This is a genomic window from Isoptericola halotolerans, assembly GCF_045689585.1.
GTDB classification, from domain to species: Bacteria; Actinomycetota; Actinomycetes; order Actinomycetales; family Cellulomonadaceae; genus Isoptericola; species Isoptericola halotolerans_B.
Window position 1 is genome coordinate 3,926,029 of record NZ_CP140108.1, and the last position, 15,446, is coordinate 3,941,474.

Consider the following 15,446-nt stretch of genomic DNA (forward strand, 5'->3'; position numbering starts at 1 on the left):
GCGCCGATCCTCCCCCGCCGGCGACCGCGAGGCAACGAGATATGCCCCGGGCGCGAGACGGCTCGACACGATGTGGGTGCGGTGCGGTTCACTGGTCCCCGTGACCGACGCAGATCTCTCCGCATCGTCCGGCGTCCCCGACGTCGGGACGCTGACGTACGAACAGGCCCGCGACGAGCTCGTCCAGGTCGTCGCACGGCTCGAGGCCGGTGGCGAGCCGCTGGAGGCCTCGCTGGCCCTGTGGGAGCGCGGCGAGGCGCTCGCCGCCCGCTGCCAGGAATGGCTCGACGGCGCCCGCGAGCGCCTCGCCGCCGCGCAGTCGGCCGCGAGCCCCACCACGGAGGAGAGCTCATGACGCAGCACGTCCTGGCCGTGGGCGAGGCGCTCGTCGACGTCGTGCGCCGGGCCGACGGGTCCGTCGCCGAGCACCCCGGCGGCTCGCTGGCCAACGTGGCGCTGACCCTCGGACGGCTCGGCCGGGACGCCCGGCTGGCCACGTGGCTGGGGCGCGACACCCGCGGCGACACCGTCCGTGACTGGCTCGCCGCGTCCCACGTGACGACGACGGCCGGCAGCGACGGCGCCGAGCGCACGTCGGTCGCCCAGGCCACGCTCGACGCGACCGGCTCGGCGACCTACGAGTTCGACCTGGACTGGCGCGTCCCGGCAGGGGCAGCGGCGACCGCGGAGACCCTGGCCGTGCACACCGGGTCGATCGCGGCGGTGCTCGAACCCGGCGCCTCGGACGTGCGGACCCTGGTCGACGCGGCACGGTCGACGTCGACGATCACCTACGACCCGAACGCCCGCCCGGTGCTCATGGGCGAGCCGGCGCAGGCCCGCACGCACGTGGAGGCGCTCGTGCGGCTCGCGGACGTCGTGAAGGTCAGCGACGAGGACCTGGAGTGGCTGGCCGCCGGGACGGCCCCGCTCGACGTGGCCCGCGGCTGGGTCCACGACCTCGGTGCGGCGCTCGTCGTGGTGACGTTCGGCGGTGACGGCGCGACGGCGGTGACGCGCTCGGGCGAGGTGCACGTGGCCTCGCGCGCGGTCACGGTCGTCGACACCGTGGGCGCGGGCGACTCGTTCATGGGTGCGCTGCTGGACGGGCTGTGGGCGGCCGACCTGCTGGGCGCGGACCGCCGCGAGGCCCTGCGCGGCATCGACCCGACGACCGTCCAGACGCTGCTGGAGCGGTGCTCCGCGGTCGCCGCCGTCACCGTGTCCCGGGCGGGGGCGAACCCGCCGTGGTCCGACGAGCTGGAGGATGCATGACCCCGAAGGAAGCCTGGGCCACGTTGCGGGCCGGCAACGACCGTTTCGTCCGCGACGAGCCCGCCGAGCGGTCCCAGATGTCGGTCCGTCGGGCGGAGCTGACGTCCGCCCAGCACCCGCACACGGTGGTGTTCGGCTGCTCCGACTCCCGGGTCGCGGCCGAGATCATCTTCGACCAGGGTCTGGGCGACGTCTTCGTGGTCCGCACGGCGGGCCACGTGGTGGACACCACCGTGCTGGGCTCGATCGAGTACGGCGTGGAGGTCCTGGGCGCCCCGCTCGTCGTGGTGCTCGGTCACGACTCGTGCGGCGCCGTCGGCGCGACGGCGCACACCCTGCGCACGGGCGAGCAGCCGCCAGGGTTCGTCCGCTCGGTGGTGGACAAGGTGATCCCCTCGATCGCGGACCTGCCCGACGGATCCACCGAGGACCAGGACGGCGCACCGTTCGCCGACCGGCTGCGCACGGCCCACGTGCGTCACACGGTCGAGACGCTGCGCGGGTACTCCCGGGCGCTGGACGCTGCGGTCGCCGAGGGGCGGCTGGCGATCGTCGGTGTCGAGTACGACCTCGCCGAGGGGTCGGCGCGGCTGGTCGAGGTCGCCGGCGACGTGGCCGAGGAGCCGCTGCGCTGAGCCGGTGCGGCACGCGGTGCGCCGGGGCCGGCCCTCGCGCACCGCGCACCGCGCACCGCGTGACACCTCTCACACGTCGATGCCCCGACGGGTGCGGCACGATAGATCCATGACTTCCGACACCGTCGCCGGCGGCGCCGACGCGCCCGAGACCGAGTACCGCATCGAGCACGACACGATGGGCGAGGTCCGCGTGCCGGCCCACGCCCTGTACCGCGCGCAGACGCAGCGTGCGGTGCAGAACTTCCCGATCTCGGGCACGCCGCTCGAGCGGGGGCACATCCAGGCCCTCGCCCAGGTGAAGAAGGCCGCGGCCCTGGCGAACGCCGAGCTCGGCGTGCTCGAGCGGGACGTGGCGGACTCGATCGCCGCGGCGGCCGACCGGGTCGCGTCCGGCGAGCTCGACGAGCACTTCCCCGTCGACGTGTTCCAGACCGGCTCCGGCACGTCGTCGAACATGAACACCAACGAGGTGCTCGCCACCCTGGCGAGCACGTCCCTGGGTCGCGACGTGCACCCCAACGACCACGTCAACGCCTCGCAGTCCTCGAACGACGTGTTCCCCACGTCGGTGCACGTGGCCGCGACAGCCGGCGTCGTGCGTGACCTGGTCCCCGCGCTGGAGCACCTCGCGGCGGCACTGGAGGCCAAGGCCACCGCGTTCGCCGGCGTGGTCAAGTCGGGCCGCACGCATCTGATGGACGCCACGCCGGTCACGCTCGGCCAGGAGTTCGGCGGGTACGCCGCCGCGGTGCGCTACGGCGTCGAGCGGCTCGAGGCGGCGCTCCCCCGCGCCGCCGAGGTCCCGCTGGGCGGCACGGCCGTCGGGACCGGGATCAACACGCCCGCCGGGTTCCCGCAGCGGGTGATCGAGCTGCTTCGCGAGGACACGGGTCTGCCGCTGACCGAGGCGCGCGACCACTTCGAGGCGCAGTCCGCGCGGGACGGGCTCGTCGAGCTCTCCGGTGCACTGCGCACGGTCGCGGTCTCCGTGACCAAGATCTGCAACGACCTGCGCTGGATGGGGTCCGGCCCCAACACCGGCCTGGGCGAGATCGCGATCCCCGACCTGCAGCCCGGCTCCTCGATCATGCCGGGCAAGGTGAACCCGGTCATCCCGGAGGCCGTGCTCATGGTCGCCGCCCGCGTGGTCGGCAACGACGCGACGGTCGCCTGGGCGGGGGCCACGGGCACGTTCGAGCTGAACGTGCAGATCCCGGTGATCGCGCAGGGCGTGCTGGAGTCGATCCGGCTGCTCGCCAACGCGTCACGGGTCCTCGCGGACAAGACGGTGGCGGGCCTGACGGCGAACGAGGAGCGGGCGCGGGCGTTCGCCGAGTCCTCGCCGTCGATCGTCACGCCGCTGAACCGCGTCATCGGCTACGAGGCCGCGGCGAAGGTGGCGAAGAAGGCGGTGGCCGACGGCATCACCGTCCGGGAGGCCGTCGTGGCGCTCGGGTTCGTCGAGCGCGGCGAGGTCAGCGAGCAGCAGCTCGACGAGGCGCTCGACGTGCTGTCGATGACGCGCCCGCCCCAGGCCTGACCCCTCCTCCCCCTGTGGGTGCACGACACGCCATTGACACGCACCGCAGAGCGGCGCGTCGTGCACCCACAACGGTTCGTCTCAGGGGGCGGACCGAGGCTTTGGTAAGCCTTACCTCACCTGCTACTGTCGGCGGCACGCGGGAGGCGCGCCGCCGAGCGAGCGGGGCTGGGGGGTCCACCTGGGACGGCGCGCCTCCCCCGGACGTGTCCGGCCGGGCCGTGCCCGGTTGGAGATGCCCGCCTGGACATGCCCGGCCTGGCCGGCGGTCAGATCTCCAGGGACTCCAGCATCTCCGTGACCAGCGCCGCCACCGGCGACCGCTCCGAACGCGTCAGCGTGACGTGCGCGAACAGCGGATGCCCCTTCATCGCCTCGATGACCGCGGCGACCCCGTCGTGCCGGCCCACGCGCAGGTTGTCCCGCTGCGCGACGTCGTGGGTCAGCACCACGCGCGACCCCTGGCCGACGCGCGACAGCACCGTCAGCAGCACGTTGCGCTCCAGGGACTGCGCCTCGTCGACGATGACGAACGCGTCGTGCAACGACCGCCCGCGGATGTGGGTCAGCGGCAGGACCTCCAGCATCTCGCGGTCGATGACCTCCTCGACCACCTCGGGCGAGACGAGGGCCCCGAGTGTGTCGAACACGGCCTGCGCCCAGGGGTTCATCTTCTCGGACTCGCTGCCCGGCAGGTAGCCGAGCTCCTGGCCGCCGACGGCGTACAGCGGCCGGAACACGAGGATCTTGCGGTGCTGGCGCCGCTCCAGCACCGCCTCGAGCCCGGCGCACAGGGCCAGCGCCGACTTGCCCGTCCCGGCTCGGCCGCCCATCGACAGGATGCCGACGTCGGGGTCGAGCAGCAGGTCGATCGCGATCCGCTGCTCGGCCGACCGGCCGTGCACCCCGAACACGTCCTGGTCGCCGCGGACCAGGCGGACCTGCTTGTCCGCGGTGACCCGGCCGAGCGCCGACCCCGCGGAGCCCTGGATCACCAGCCCCGTGTGGCACAGCAAGGGGCTGGCCTCCTCCACCACCTGCGGGTCCAGGGCGGCGAGCTCGACCGTCCCTCCCTCGTAGAGCGCGGCGACCTGGTCGTCCGTCATCGCGATCTCCCGCATGCCGGTCCAGCCGGAGTCGACGGCGAGCTCGTGGCGGTACTCCTCGGCCCGCAGACCGACGGCCGAGGCCTTGACGCGCATCGGCAGGTCCTTCGAGACGACGGTGACGTCGCGCCCCTCGGCCGCGAGGTTCGCGGCGACCGACAGGATGCGCGTGTCGTTGTCCCCGAGCCGGAAACCGGCCGGCAGCACCGCCGGGTCCGTGTGGTTCAGCTCGACCCGCAGGGTGCCGCCGTCGTTCCCGATGGGGATCGGGGCGTCCAGCCGGCCGTGCCGGATGCGCAGGTCGTCCAGCGCGCGCAGGGCGCTGCGGGCGAAGTAGCCGAGCTCGGCGTGGTGGCGCTTGGCCTCCAGCTCGGTCACCACGACGACGGGCAGCACCACGTCGTGCTCGGCGAACCGGTGGATGGCTCGCGGGTCGGACAGCAGGACGGACGTGTCGACGACGAACGTCCGCAGGTCGGTGCTGGTGTTCTCAGTGGCCACGATGTGCTCCTCGCGCAGAGCGGGACGGTGGACGGGGCGGGCGACCGGCCGAGCGCACACCGTGCGACAGAGCCGGGGCCGGCCCTCCTGCGCGGAGCGAGCACTCCATCAGATGGCCTCCCGGGAACGCACAGGGCGTGCGTCCTGAGCGTCACGCTACGACCCCGACGGCGTGACGGACGTCACGGGACCGGCGCGTCGCGAACTCGTCATCGAGAGTTCACACGCAGGCATCCCGGGCACGACGGCCGGTAGGCTGTGCCGAGGTGAGCCGGGAAGACTGGTCGGCGGTACCGGCTGCGACGCCGGCTCGAACCCGCCCGAACGAACAGGAGCTTCCCCTGAGCACCGACGTCGACACCCAGACCTTCGGACACCGCCTGTCGCGCTTCCTCTCGCGGGAGACCACCGGCGGCGCCCTTCTCATCGGCGCGGCCGTGGTGGCGCTGATCTTCGCCAACTCTCCCTGGCGGGAGGCTTACGCGACGCTCACCGAGACCGTCGTCGGCCCGGCCTACCTCGGAGACGTGTACATCCACCTCGACCTCTCGCTGGCCGCCTGGGCCGCCGACGGGCTGCTGGCGATCTTCTTCTTCACGGTCGGTCTCGAGCTCAAGCACGAGTTCGTCGCCGGGTCGCTGCGCAGTCCCAAGCAGGCCGGCGTCCCGATGCTGGCCGCCGTGGGCGGCATGGTGGTGCCCGCCGCCTTCTACGTCGTCGCCATCCTCGTCCTGGGTGACTCCAGCGCGCTGCACGGCTGGGCGATCCCGACGGCCACCGACATCGCCTTCGCCCTCGCGGTCCTCGCCGTGTTCGGCAAGGGCCTGCCGGTGGCGATCCGCACGTTCCTGCTCACCCTCGCCGTCGTGGACGACCTGCTCGCGATCATCATCATCGCGGTGTTCTACACCGAGGCGATCCACGGTGCCTGGCTCGGCGCCTCGCTCGTCGTGATCGCCGTGTTCGCCTGGTACATGCGCACCCGGTCGCCGAAGTGGTGGCTCCTCGTCCCGCTGTTCGTCGTCGCCTGGGCCTTCATGCACGCCTCGGGCGTGCACGCCACGATCGCGGGCGTGCTCATGGGCTTCGCGGCGACCGCTCGTCCGATCCACGGCGAGACCGAGACCCGCACGCACCACTACGAGCGCGCGATCAAACCGTGGTCGCAGGGTCTGGCGCTGCCGCTCTTCGCCTTCTTCTCCGCGGGGGTCAACCTCGTCGACGGCGGCGGGCCGGCCGAGATCCTCGGCCAGCCGATCGTGCTGGCGATCGTCGGTGGCCTGGTGGTCGGCAAGCTGATCGGCATCCTGGGCGCCACCTGGCTCGTGACCCGGGTGACGCCGTTGCGGCTGGCGCAGGGCATCGGCGTGCGGGACCTGCTGCCGGTGGCGCTCCTCGCCGGCATCGGCTTCACGGTGTCGCTGCTCATCGCGGAGCTGTCGTTCGGACACGGCTCCGAGCACACCCTCGGCGCCAAGGCGGCCATCCTCATCGCGTCGGTCATCGCCGCGACGCTCGGTGCCCTGACCCTGCGCTGGGACGCCAAGAAGGAGCGCGACCCCGACATGAACCGGGACGACCTGCCGGACGAGGTCACCACGGTCATCGGCGACGAGGAGGACCGCAAGGAGCACTGAGCTCCGTCAGCGGCCGAGCAGCGCGTCCCGCTGCACCTCGACCTGCCGTCGCAGCGCCTCCAGGACGGCTGCGACGGCGGGCCGGCGCCACGACTCGGGGTGCACGAGCGCCCGGTACGGCAGCCGGTCGCGGACCTCGTCGGGCAGCAGCCGGACGAGGTCCGGGTGCCGGTCGGCCGCCAGGCACGGCACGAACCCGACGCCGGCCCCCGCCCGCGTGGCCTCCACGTGCACGAACACGTTGGTGGACGTCATGGCGTCCCGGATGCCGGGCACGAGCCGGCGCGGCGTGTCGAGGTCGTCCACCTGCAGCATCGAGTCGATGAAGTGCACGAGCCCGTGCCCGGCCAGCTCGGCGACGGTCCGCGGCGCCCCCTGCTCGGCGAGATAGTCGCGCGAGGCGTACATCCCGAGCTCGAACTCGCCGAGCGGCACCACCTGGGCCCGTGGCGCGGGGGCGTCGCCGACCACCACCTCGATGTCCACGCCCGACCGGTGCTGGGCGGGGCGCCGGGTCACGGTGATGGCCTCGACCGCGAGATCGGGATGGTCCCGCCGCAGCCCGACCACTGCGGGCGGGACCACGTAGGCGCTGAACGCGTCCGTGGCGGTCATCCGCACCACCCCCGTGACCGGGTCGGCCTCGCCGTCGTCGGCGACGAGACGACCGACCGCGTCCGCGACGGCCTCGGCGGCACGGGTCGCCCGCTCCCCCAGCGCGGTGAGCTCCCATCCGTCGGCGCCCCGCACGAGGACGTGGCCGCCGAGGCTGCGCTCCAGGGCCGCGACGGTCCGCGCCACGGTGGTGTGCGTGACCCCGAGCTCGGCGGCCGCCGTCGTGTAGCGCCCGGTGCGCGCGACGGCGAGCAGGACGAGCAGGTGGTCGGCTGACGGCGTCGGCATGCCGCCACGCTAGCCGACTGTGCATCTGTGCACACCGGGTGTGCCTCGATGGGCGTTGCGCGCACATCGCGTGCCTGTGACCATCGGAGGACGATCGCACGTGACGCCCTGTCGACGACGCCGGAGGTTGCCATGCCCACCGCCCTGCACCCGGGACCCGACAAGGTCGTCGCCGCGGCGGCCGACGCGGTGGCCGACATCCCCGACGGGGCCTCCCTCGCCGTCGGCGGCTTCGGCCTGTGCGGCAACCCGGTCGCTCTGATCGAGGCCCTGCTCGCGCAGGGCACGCGCGACCTGTGGGTCGTGAGCAACAACTGCGGCGTGGACGACTGGGGCCTGGGCATCCTCCTCGCCGCCGACCGCATCCGGCGCATCACGGCGTCGTACGTCGGGGAGAACAAGGAGTTCGCGCGCCGCTACCTCTCCGGCGAGCTCCAGCTCGAGCTCACCCCGCAGGGCACGCTCGCCGAGAAGCTGCGGGCCGGCGGCTCCGGCATCGCCGCCTTCTACACCCGGGCCGGTATCGGCACCCAGGTCGCCGACGGCGGACTCCCGCAGCGCCACGACGGCGACGGCGGCGTGGCGCTCGCCTCGCCGGCGAAGGACGTGCGGACCTTCGCCGATCCCGCGGCGTCGGACGGCAGCGCGACGGAGTACGTCCTCGAGGAGGCGATCAGCACCGACTTCGCCCTCGTGCACGCCGCGAGGGGCGACCGGTACGGCAACCTGGTCTTCCACCGCTCCGCGCGCAACTTCGCACCGCAGGCCGCCATGGCCGGACGGGTGTGCATCGCCCAGGTGGAGGAGCTCGTCGAACCCGGCGAGCTCGACCCGGACGAGATCCACCTGCCGGGCGTCTACGTGCACCGCGTGGTGCCGGTGGGCACGGCGATCGAGAAACGCATCGAGCGGCGCACCACCCGGCCGGCCGGGCCGACGTCCTCGACGGCGGGGCCGGCTCCCGCGCAGTCCCCGCCGACCTCCGACACCGGGGCGCCGCCACGACGCGGCCGCACCCGCGACGAGATGGCCGCACGGGCCGCCGCGGAGCTGGTCGACGGTTCGTCGGTCAACCTCGGCATCGGGATGCCCACGCTCGTGCCCAACCACGTCCCACCCGGCCGCCACCTCGTCCTGCAGTCCGAGAACGGTCTGCTCGGCGTGGGTCCCTACCCCACCGAGGACGAGGTCGACCCGGACCTGATCAACGCCGGCAAGGAGACCGTGACGCTGCTGCCCGGGGCGTCGGTGTTCGACGCCGCCACCAGCTTCGGGATGATCCGCGGCGGCAAGATCGACGCCGCGATCCTCGGAGCCATGCAGGTCTCGGCCACCGGCGACCTGGCCAACTGGATGATCCCCGGCAAGATGGTCAAGGGTCCCGGCGGCGCGATGGACCTCGTCAACGGCGCCCGCCGGCTCATCGTCCTCATGGACCACACCGCCCGGGACGGGTCCCCGAAGATCCTGCCCGAGTGCACCCTGCCGCTCACCGGCCGCGGCGTCGTCGACCGCATCATCACCGACCTCGCCGTCATCGACGTGACGGACGACGGCCTCGTGCTGCGCGAGCTCGCCCCCGGGGTGACGACGGACGAGGTCGTCGCCGCCACCGGGGCACCGTTGCGCATCGACGCGGGCACCGACTCACCGAGAAAGGCTCAGCCATGACCAGCGCTCCCCGACCCGACGACGTCGTCGTCGTCTCCGCCGCCCGCACCCCCCAGGGGCGTCTCGGCGGCTCCCTCGCCACGCTGTCCGCCGTCGAGCTGGGCACCGTCGCCGCCCGGGCGGCGCTCGCCGGCGCCGCGGACGTCGCCGCGGCGGTCGACGCCGTGATCGTCGGCCAGGTGCTGCAGGCCGGCGCCGGGCAGAACCCGGCCCGGCAGACCGCCGTCGCCGCCGACGTCCCGATGACCGTGCCCGCCGTCACCGTCAACAAGGTGTGCCTGTCGGGGCTGACGGCCGTCGTCGACGGCGCGCGCCTGCTGCGCACCGGCGAGGCCACCGCCGTCCTGGTCGGTGGTCAGGAGTCGATGACCCACGCCCCGCACCTCCTGCCCGGTGCCCGCTCCGGCTTCCGGTACGGCGACGCGACGCTGCTCGACGCCGTCGCCCGCGACGGGCTCACGGACGCGTTCGACGGCCAGGCGATGGGCCTGAGCACAGAGGAGCACAACACCGACGACGTGTTCGTCTCGCGCGAGGAGCAGGACGCCGTCGCGGCCGCCTCGCACCAGCGGGCGGCCCGCGCCGCCAAGGACGGCGTCTTCACCGCCGAGCTGGCACCCGTCGAGGTGCCGCAGCGCAAGGGCGACCCCGTCGTCGTCTCCTCCGACGAGGGCGTGCGGCCCGACACCACCGCCGAGAGCCTGGCGCGGCTGCGCCCCGCGTTCTCGCCCTCCGGGACCCTGACGGCCGGTAACTCCTCGCAGATCTCCGACGGCGCCGCGGCCCTGGTCCTGACCACGCGGGCGCGCGCCGAGGCGGCCGGGGTTCCCGTCCTGGCCACCGTGCGCTCGGCCGGTCAGGTCGCCGGCCCCGACACCTCGCTGCACTCGCAGCCCGCGCACGCGATCTCCGCGGCACTGAGCCGTGAGGGCTGGTCCGCGCAGGACCTCGACCACGTCGAGATCAACGAGGCGTTCGCCGTCGTGGCCACGGTCTCGACACGCGCGCTCGGCCTGCCGTCGGACGTCGTCAACCCGCACGGTGGCGGCATCTCGCTCGGCCATCCCATCGGGGCGTCCGGAGCGCGCCTGGCCGTCCACGCGGTGCACGAGCTCGCCCGGCGGCGTGCCGACGGCCAGGAGCACGCACGGGCCGCCGTCGCGCTGTGCGGCGGCGGCGGGCAGGGCGAAGCGCTGCTGCTGGAGGCGTGATCCTCAGCGCACGAGGGAGCGCAGCTGGCGCAGCGCGACGGAGAGGGCCGCGAGGCCCGGCTCCTCCACGGCGTGCGCGGTGGCCAGCGCGTCCATCGCCCGCCGTGTCGTGGCGCCGCCACCGTCGAGCCACGCCTCGATCCGCGCGGCGACGTCCGGCCCGGGACCCGTGTGCTCGAGCACGGACGCCGTCAGGTCCACCGTCACGGCGTACAGGTCGTCGCGCAGCGCGGCGCGCGCCATCGAGTCCCACCGGTCGTCCTGCCGCAGACCGGAAACGGCCGTGAGCAGGTCGGCCAGGCCGATGCGCCCCGAGAGGGCGAAGTAGGTCTGCGCCACCTCGTCGAGGTCGCGGTCCCGGGTGGCGGCGATCTCGGCGACGTCCAGCAGGGGCAACGACCCCAGCAGCCCCGCCCCCCGACGGGCGGGCGCCGGGTCGCAGCCCGCCGCCTCCAGCTCGGCCACCCGCTCCGTGTACTCCTCCAGCTCGGTACCACGCAGGAGCTCGTCCAGCCGCGACGCGTACGTGCTCACCGGGCCCGAGAAGGCCTCGATCTCCGCGCCCACGTCGACCCGGTCCGCGCGGTGCTGCACGAACCAGCGGGCGGCGCGGTCGAGCAGCCGGCGGAACTCCAGGTACAGGTCCGTCTGCACGCTCGTGCCCACCACGTTGTCGGTGGACTCGACCGCCTCGACGAAACCGTGCAGGTCCAGGATCTCCCGCGCCGCGACGAACGCCCGGGCGATCTGCTCCGTCGGTGCACCCGTCTCGTCCGCGGCGCGGAAGGCGAAGGAGATCCCCCCGCGGTTCACCATCGAGTTGACCACCGCGTTGACGACGATCTCGCGCGCGAGAGGGTGCGACGGGAGGTCGTCGGCGTAGCCCTCGCGGATCTCGCGCGGGAAGTAGGCGGCCAGCGTGCGGGTGAACCAGGGGTCGTCCGCGAGGTCCGACTCGGTGAGGTCCGCCTTCAGCGCGAGCTTCGCGTGAGCCATGAGGACGGCGAACTCCGGTCGGGTCAGACCCTGCTGCTGCTCGATCCGCGCCTCGATCTCTGCGGCGTCGGGCAGCGCCTCCAGGTCCCGGTCGAGCTCGCCACGCCCTTCCAGCGAGGTCATCAGCCGGGCGTGCACCGGCAGCATCACCGCGGCGTTCGCCCGGGAGTTGCCCAGCAGGACGTTCTGCTCGTAGTTGTCCCGCAGGACCTGCTCGGCGACCTCCTCGGTCATGGACCCGAGCAGGTCGTTGCGGTCGGCGAGCGTCAGCCGGCCGGCACGCATCACCGTGCCGAGCAGGATCTTGATGTTGACCTCGTGATCGGAGGTGCTGACCCCGGCCGAGTTGTCGATCGCGTCGGTGTTGATCTGGACGCCGGACATCGCCGCCTCGATCCGTCCCCGCTGGCTCGCGCCGAGGTTGCCGCCCTCCCCCACGACCTTCACGCGCAGGTCGGCGCCGTCGACGCGGATCGCGTCGTTCGCCCGGTCACCGATCTCTGCGTGCGACTCGTCGGCCGCCTTGACGTAGGTACCGATCCCGCCGTTCCAGAACAGGTCGACCGGGGCGAGCAGCACGGCCCTCTTCAGCGCGTTGGGGGTCAGGCCGGTCACGCCCGGCTCGAGGCCGAGCGCCTCGGCCATCTGCGGCGTCACCGGGATCGACTTGGCCGTCAGGGGGAAGACGCCGCCCCCGGCGGAGATCAGGCCGCGGTCGTAGTCGGCCCACGTGGACCTCGGCAGCTCGAAGAGCCGGCGCCGCTCGGCGTACGACGTCGCGGCGTCGGGATCGGGATCGACGAAGACGTGCCGATGGTCGAACGCCGCCACCAGCCGGATGTGCTCCGACAGCAGCATGCCGTTGCCGAACACGTCACCCGACATGTCCCCCACGCCGACCACCGTGACGTCCTGCGACTGGACGTCGTGGCCGAGCTCGCGGAAGTGCCGCTTCACCGACTCCCAGGCCCCGCGCGCCGTGATCCCCATCGCCTTGTGGTCGTAGCCGTCGGACCCGCCCGAGGCGAAGGCGTCGTCGAGCCAGAACCCGTACTCCCGGGAGATCTCGTTCGCGATGTCGGAGAAGGACGAGGTGCCCTTGTCCGCCGCCACCACGAGGTAGGGATCGTCGCCGTCGTGACGGACGACGCGGTCCGGCGGCACGACGTCGGTGCCGGCGCGGTCGTCGGTGATGTCCAGCATCCCGCGGATGAAGGTGCGGTAGGCCTCCTGGCCCTCGGCGAGCCACGCCGCGCGGTCGCCGGCGTCCGGCAGCCACTTGGCCACGAACCCGCCCTTGGAGCCGGTGGGCACGATCACGGCGTTCTTGACCATCTGCGCCTTGACCAGCCCGAGCACCTCAGTGCGGAAGTCCTCGCGCCGGTCGCTCCAGCGCAGACCGCCGCGCGCGACCTTGCCGAACCGCAGGTGCACACCCTCGACCCGCGGCGAGTACACCCAGATCTCCGCCATCGGGTGCGGGAGCGGCAGGTCGGGGACCCGGGCGCAGTCGAGCTTCATCGACACCCAGGTCTTCGGCGACCCGGCGGCGTCCCGGGTGTAGTAGTTGGTGCGCAGCGTGGCGTCGACGACGCCGACGAACGACCGCAGGATGCGGTCGTGGTCGAGGCTCGCGACGTCGTCCAGGGCGTCGACGAACGCGTCCGTGGCCCGCCGGACCGCCTCGTCCCGGCCGTCGGCAAGGTCGGGGTCGAACCGCAGCGCGAACAGCCGGACCAGGTCGGCGGCCTTGTCGGGGTGCGCGATCAGCGCCTCGTCGATGTACTCCATGGAGAACGCCGAGCCCGCCTGCCGCAGGTAGCGCCCGACCGCCCGCAGGATCACCACGTCCCGCCAGGACAGGCCCGCCTGGAGCACGAGCGCGTTGAGCTCGTCGCTCTCGGCGGCTCCCGACCACACCGCGCAGAAGGTGTCCTCGAGCGCCTCGGCGGCGCCGTCGCCCCCCCACAGCGCCGGGTCGGGCGCGGTGATCCCGAAGTCGGAGATGTACCGCGTCGTGCCGTCCGCGAGACGCAGGGCGTACGGCCGTTCGTCGAGGACGTCGACGCCGAGGTCGGTCAGCAGCGGGAGCACCCGGGTGAGCCGTTGCTCGTGCAGGGAGGCGACGGTCAGGCGGCGTTCGCGCGGGTCCTCGTCGTCCGGGTCGTACAGGTGCACCGCGATGGGGCGGTCCTCGGACAACGAGTCGAGGCGGGCGATGTCCCCGACGGCTGCAGTGGGTGCGACCTGCTCCTTGTACGCCTCGGGGAATGCCGACCCGTAGCGGGCCAGGACGTCGGCGGTCTCCTCCTCGCCGTGGACGTGGTGCAGCTCGTCCACGAGTGCCGCGCTCCACGTGCGCACGGCGTCCTCGAGCCGCCGCTGCAGCTCCTCGTCGTCGATCTCGCCCACGACGGTGTCCCGCGGCACCCGGACCACGAAGTGCAGCTGCGCCAGCGGGGAGTCGCCCACCCTGGTGGCGTGCTCGACCCGTTCGGCACCGAAGGCGTCCCGCAGCAGCGCCTCGATGCGCAGCCGCACGGTGGTGTTGTAGCGGTCCCGCGGCAGGTAGACGATCGCCGAGACGAAGCGGCCGAACTCGTCGCTGCGCAGGAAGATCCGTGTCCGACGACGTTCGCGCAGCCGGGTGACCTGGCTGGCGACCTCGTTGAGGTGCTCCGGCGTGTCCTGGAAGAGCTCGTCGCGCGGGTACAGCTCCAGCACCTGCTGGAGGTCCTTGCCGGAGTGCGAGTCGCGTGCGAACCCGGACGCGCGGAGCACGGCGCGCGCCTTGGCCGCGACGATCGGCACGGTCAGCACCGAGGACGCGTACGCCGCGGAGGTGAACATCCCGAGGATCCGGCGCTCACCGGTCACGTTCCCGGCGTCGTCGAACGTGCGCACCCCGACGTAGTCGAGGTAGACGTCCCGGTGGACGGTGGCGCGCGAGTTCGCCTTGGTGATGGTCAGCAGCCGCGGTTCGCGTGCCGTGCGCCGCGCCTCGGGCCGCAGGTGCACGACGGCGGAGGTCGGCCGGCGCAGGATGCCCAGGCCCGTGTCGGGCAGGGGGCGCAGCACGTCCTCGCCGCCGATGGTTTCGAGGGTGTACTCGCGGTAGCCGAGGAACGTGAAGTGGTCCTCGGCGAGCCAGGTGAGGAACTCGATGGTCGGCGCGATGCTGTCGGGGTCGGCGGTGGGAGGCGGCTGGACCCGCAGGTCCGTGCAGATGTCGAGGCAGGCGCGCCGCATCGCCGACCAGTCGCCGACGGCGCGGTGCACGTCACCGACGACGTCCTGGATCCGCTCCACGAGCGCGTCCCGGTCCTCCTGCCCGGCGATCCGGTCCGTCTCCAGGTGCATCCACGACTCGGGGCGACCGCCGTGCGCCCCCATCTCGAGCAGGCCGCCGTGCTCGTCCCGGCGGACGCCGACCACGGGGTGCTGCAGCAGGTGGACCGTGCCGCCGTGGCGGTTGACGGCCGCGTCCACGGAGTCGACGAGGAACGGCGCGTCGTCGGTGCAGACGTCGATCACCGTGCGGCGCGACGTCCAGCCGTCCTCCCGGAGGGTCGGGGTGAACGCCCGCACGAGCGTCTGCCCCGGTTCGCGGTGAGCGGCGAAGCGGACCGTCGAGACCACGGCGCCGACGATGTCGCGCGGCTCCCGCTCGGCGAGGTCCTCGGCGGTGTAGGCCGTCAGCAGCTGCTGCGCGCGGCGGCGCACCTCGTCGGGGTACGCCTCGAGGGCGCGAAGGATCTGCGGGTCCGAGGCGGCGTCGTCGGTCATGAACCTCTTCGTTCTGCATCGTTGGTGCCGACAGTGGCTGGGTCGTCTCGATGCTATCCAAGGGCCTCGCTCCCCACCGGCCAGCCCTCCCGAGCTGTCAGACCCTGGTCGGTGCGTACCGGGTCGTGGGTCTGACAACTGGGCAGCGCCCCGAGCTGTCAGGACGAGGACGGGGTCGACGC

Annotated in this window: 10 protein-coding genes and 1 pseudogene; 8 read left to right on the top strand and 3 right to left on the bottom strand. The window is 73.2% G+C overall.

Annotated features, from left to right (window positions below; genetic code table 11):
- Window positions 1-70 precede the first annotated feature (70 nt).
- From UQW22_RS18475 to UQW22_RS18490, 4 genes are all read left to right on the top strand, one after another.
- Complete coding sequence (locus tag UQW22_RS18475; protein WP_407318663.1) at window positions 71-355, top strand: exodeoxyribonuclease VII small subunit; 285 nt, start codon at window positions 71-73, stop codon at window positions 353-355.
- Complete coding sequence (locus tag UQW22_RS18480; RefSeq protein WP_407318664.1) at window positions 352-1,275, top strand: carbohydrate kinase family protein; 924 nt, start codon at window positions 352-354, stop codon at window positions 1,273-1,275. Before UQW22_RS18475 ends, UQW22_RS18480 begins: the two co-directional genes overlap by 4 nt.
- On the top strand, window positions 1,272-1,910 hold the full coding sequence (locus UQW22_RS18485) for a carbonic anhydrase (protein ID WP_407318666.1): 639 nt from the start codon (window positions 1,272-1,274) through the stop codon (window positions 1,908-1,910). The genes UQW22_RS18480 and UQW22_RS18485 overlap by 4 nt, the downstream gene beginning before the upstream one ends.
- Before the next feature lie 109 nt (window positions 1,911-2,019).
- Window positions 2,020-3,453: a class II fumarate hydratase gene (locus UQW22_RS18490; RefSeq protein ID WP_407318667.1), complete on the top strand. Its 1,434-nt coding sequence runs from the start codon at window positions 2,020-2,022 to the stop codon at window positions 3,451-3,453.
- Window positions 3,454-3,722: 269 nt separating this feature from the next.
- Here UQW22_RS18490 and UQW22_RS18495 read toward each other — a convergent pair whose 3' ends face one another.
- On the bottom strand, window positions 3,723-5,060 hold the full coding sequence (locus UQW22_RS18495; protein WP_407318668.1) for a PhoH family protein: 1,338 nt from the start codon (window positions 5,058-5,060) through the stop codon (window positions 3,723-3,725).
- Window positions 5,061-5,326: 266 nt separating this feature from the next.
- On the opposite strand from UQW22_RS18495, the gene nhaA reads away from it, so the two are divergent.
- Window positions 5,327-6,697, top strand: a complete 1,371-nt coding sequence (gene nhaA / locus UQW22_RS18500) for a Na+/H+ antiporter NhaA (protein ID WP_407318669.1) — start codon at window positions 5,327-5,329, stop codon at window positions 6,695-6,697.
- A 6-nt stretch (window positions 6,698-6,703) separates the two neighbouring features.
- Here nhaA and UQW22_RS18505 read toward each other — a convergent pair whose 3' ends face one another.
- Window positions 6,704-7,600 (bottom strand): LysR family transcriptional regulator, encoded by an 897-nt coding sequence (locus tag UQW22_RS18505; RefSeq protein WP_407318671.1) that lies wholly within the window; start codon window positions 7,598-7,600, stop codon window positions 6,704-6,706.
- 132 nt (window positions 7,601-7,732) lie between these two features.
- On the opposite strand from UQW22_RS18505, the pseudogene UQW22_RS18510 reads away from it, so the two are divergent.
- From UQW22_RS18510 to UQW22_RS18520, 3 genes and pseudogenes are all read left to right on the top strand, one after another.
- Window positions 7,733-8,530, top strand: a pseudogene (locus tag UQW22_RS18510) (CoA transferase subunit A); the annotation flags it as partial.
- A gap of 96 nt (window positions 8,531-8,626) precedes the next feature.
- Entirely contained in the window at window positions 8,627-9,271 is a 645-nt protein-coding gene (locus tag UQW22_RS18515) for a 3-oxoacid CoA-transferase subunit B (RefSeq protein WP_407320858.1), read from the top strand.
- Entirely contained in the window at window positions 9,268-10,482 is a 1,215-nt protein-coding gene (locus UQW22_RS18520; protein ID WP_407318672.1) for an acetyl-CoA C-acyltransferase, read from the top strand. Before UQW22_RS18515 ends, UQW22_RS18520 begins: the two co-directional genes overlap by 4 nt.
- 3 nt (window positions 10,483-10,485) lie before the next feature.
- Here UQW22_RS18520 and UQW22_RS18525 read toward each other — a convergent pair whose 3' ends face one another.
- Complete coding sequence (locus tag UQW22_RS18525) at window positions 10,486-15,264, bottom strand: NAD-glutamate dehydrogenase (RefSeq protein WP_407318673.1); 4,779 nt, start codon at window positions 15,262-15,264, stop codon at window positions 10,486-10,488.
- Window positions 15,265-15,446: the final 182 nt, after the last annotated feature.

Excerpts from the sequence above, each read along its gene's own strand:
- UQW22_RS18475 (WP_407318663.1), top strand. The coding sequence starts at position 71 with ATGTGGGTGCGGTGCGGTTCACTGGTCCCCGTGACCGACGCAGATCTC.
- UQW22_RS18480 (WP_407318664.1), top strand. The coding sequence starts at position 352 with ATGACGCAGCACGTCCTGGCCGTGGGCGAGGCGCTCGTCGACGTCGTG.
- UQW22_RS18485 (WP_407318666.1), top strand. The coding sequence starts at position 1,272 with ATGACCCCGAAGGAAGCCTGGGCCACGTTGCGGGCCGGCAACGACCGT.
- UQW22_RS18490 (WP_407318667.1), top strand. The coding sequence starts at position 2,020 with ATGACTTCCGACACCGTCGCCGGCGGCGCCGACGCGCCCGAGACCGAG.
- UQW22_RS18505 (WP_407318671.1), bottom strand. The coding sequence starts at position 7,600 with ATGCCGACGCCGTCAGCCGACCACCTGCTCGTCCTGCTCGCCGTCGCG.
- UQW22_RS18515 (WP_407320858.1), top strand. The coding sequence starts at position 8,627 with ATGGCCGCACGGGCCGCCGCGGAGCTGGTCGACGGTTCGTCGGTCAAC.
- UQW22_RS18520 (WP_407318672.1), top strand. The coding sequence starts at position 9,268 with ATGACCAGCGCTCCCCGACCCGACGACGTCGTCGTCGTCTCCGCCGCC.
- UQW22_RS18525 (WP_407318673.1), bottom strand. The coding sequence starts at position 15,264 with ATGACCGACGACGCCGCCTCGGACCCGCAGATCCTTCGCGCCCTCGAG.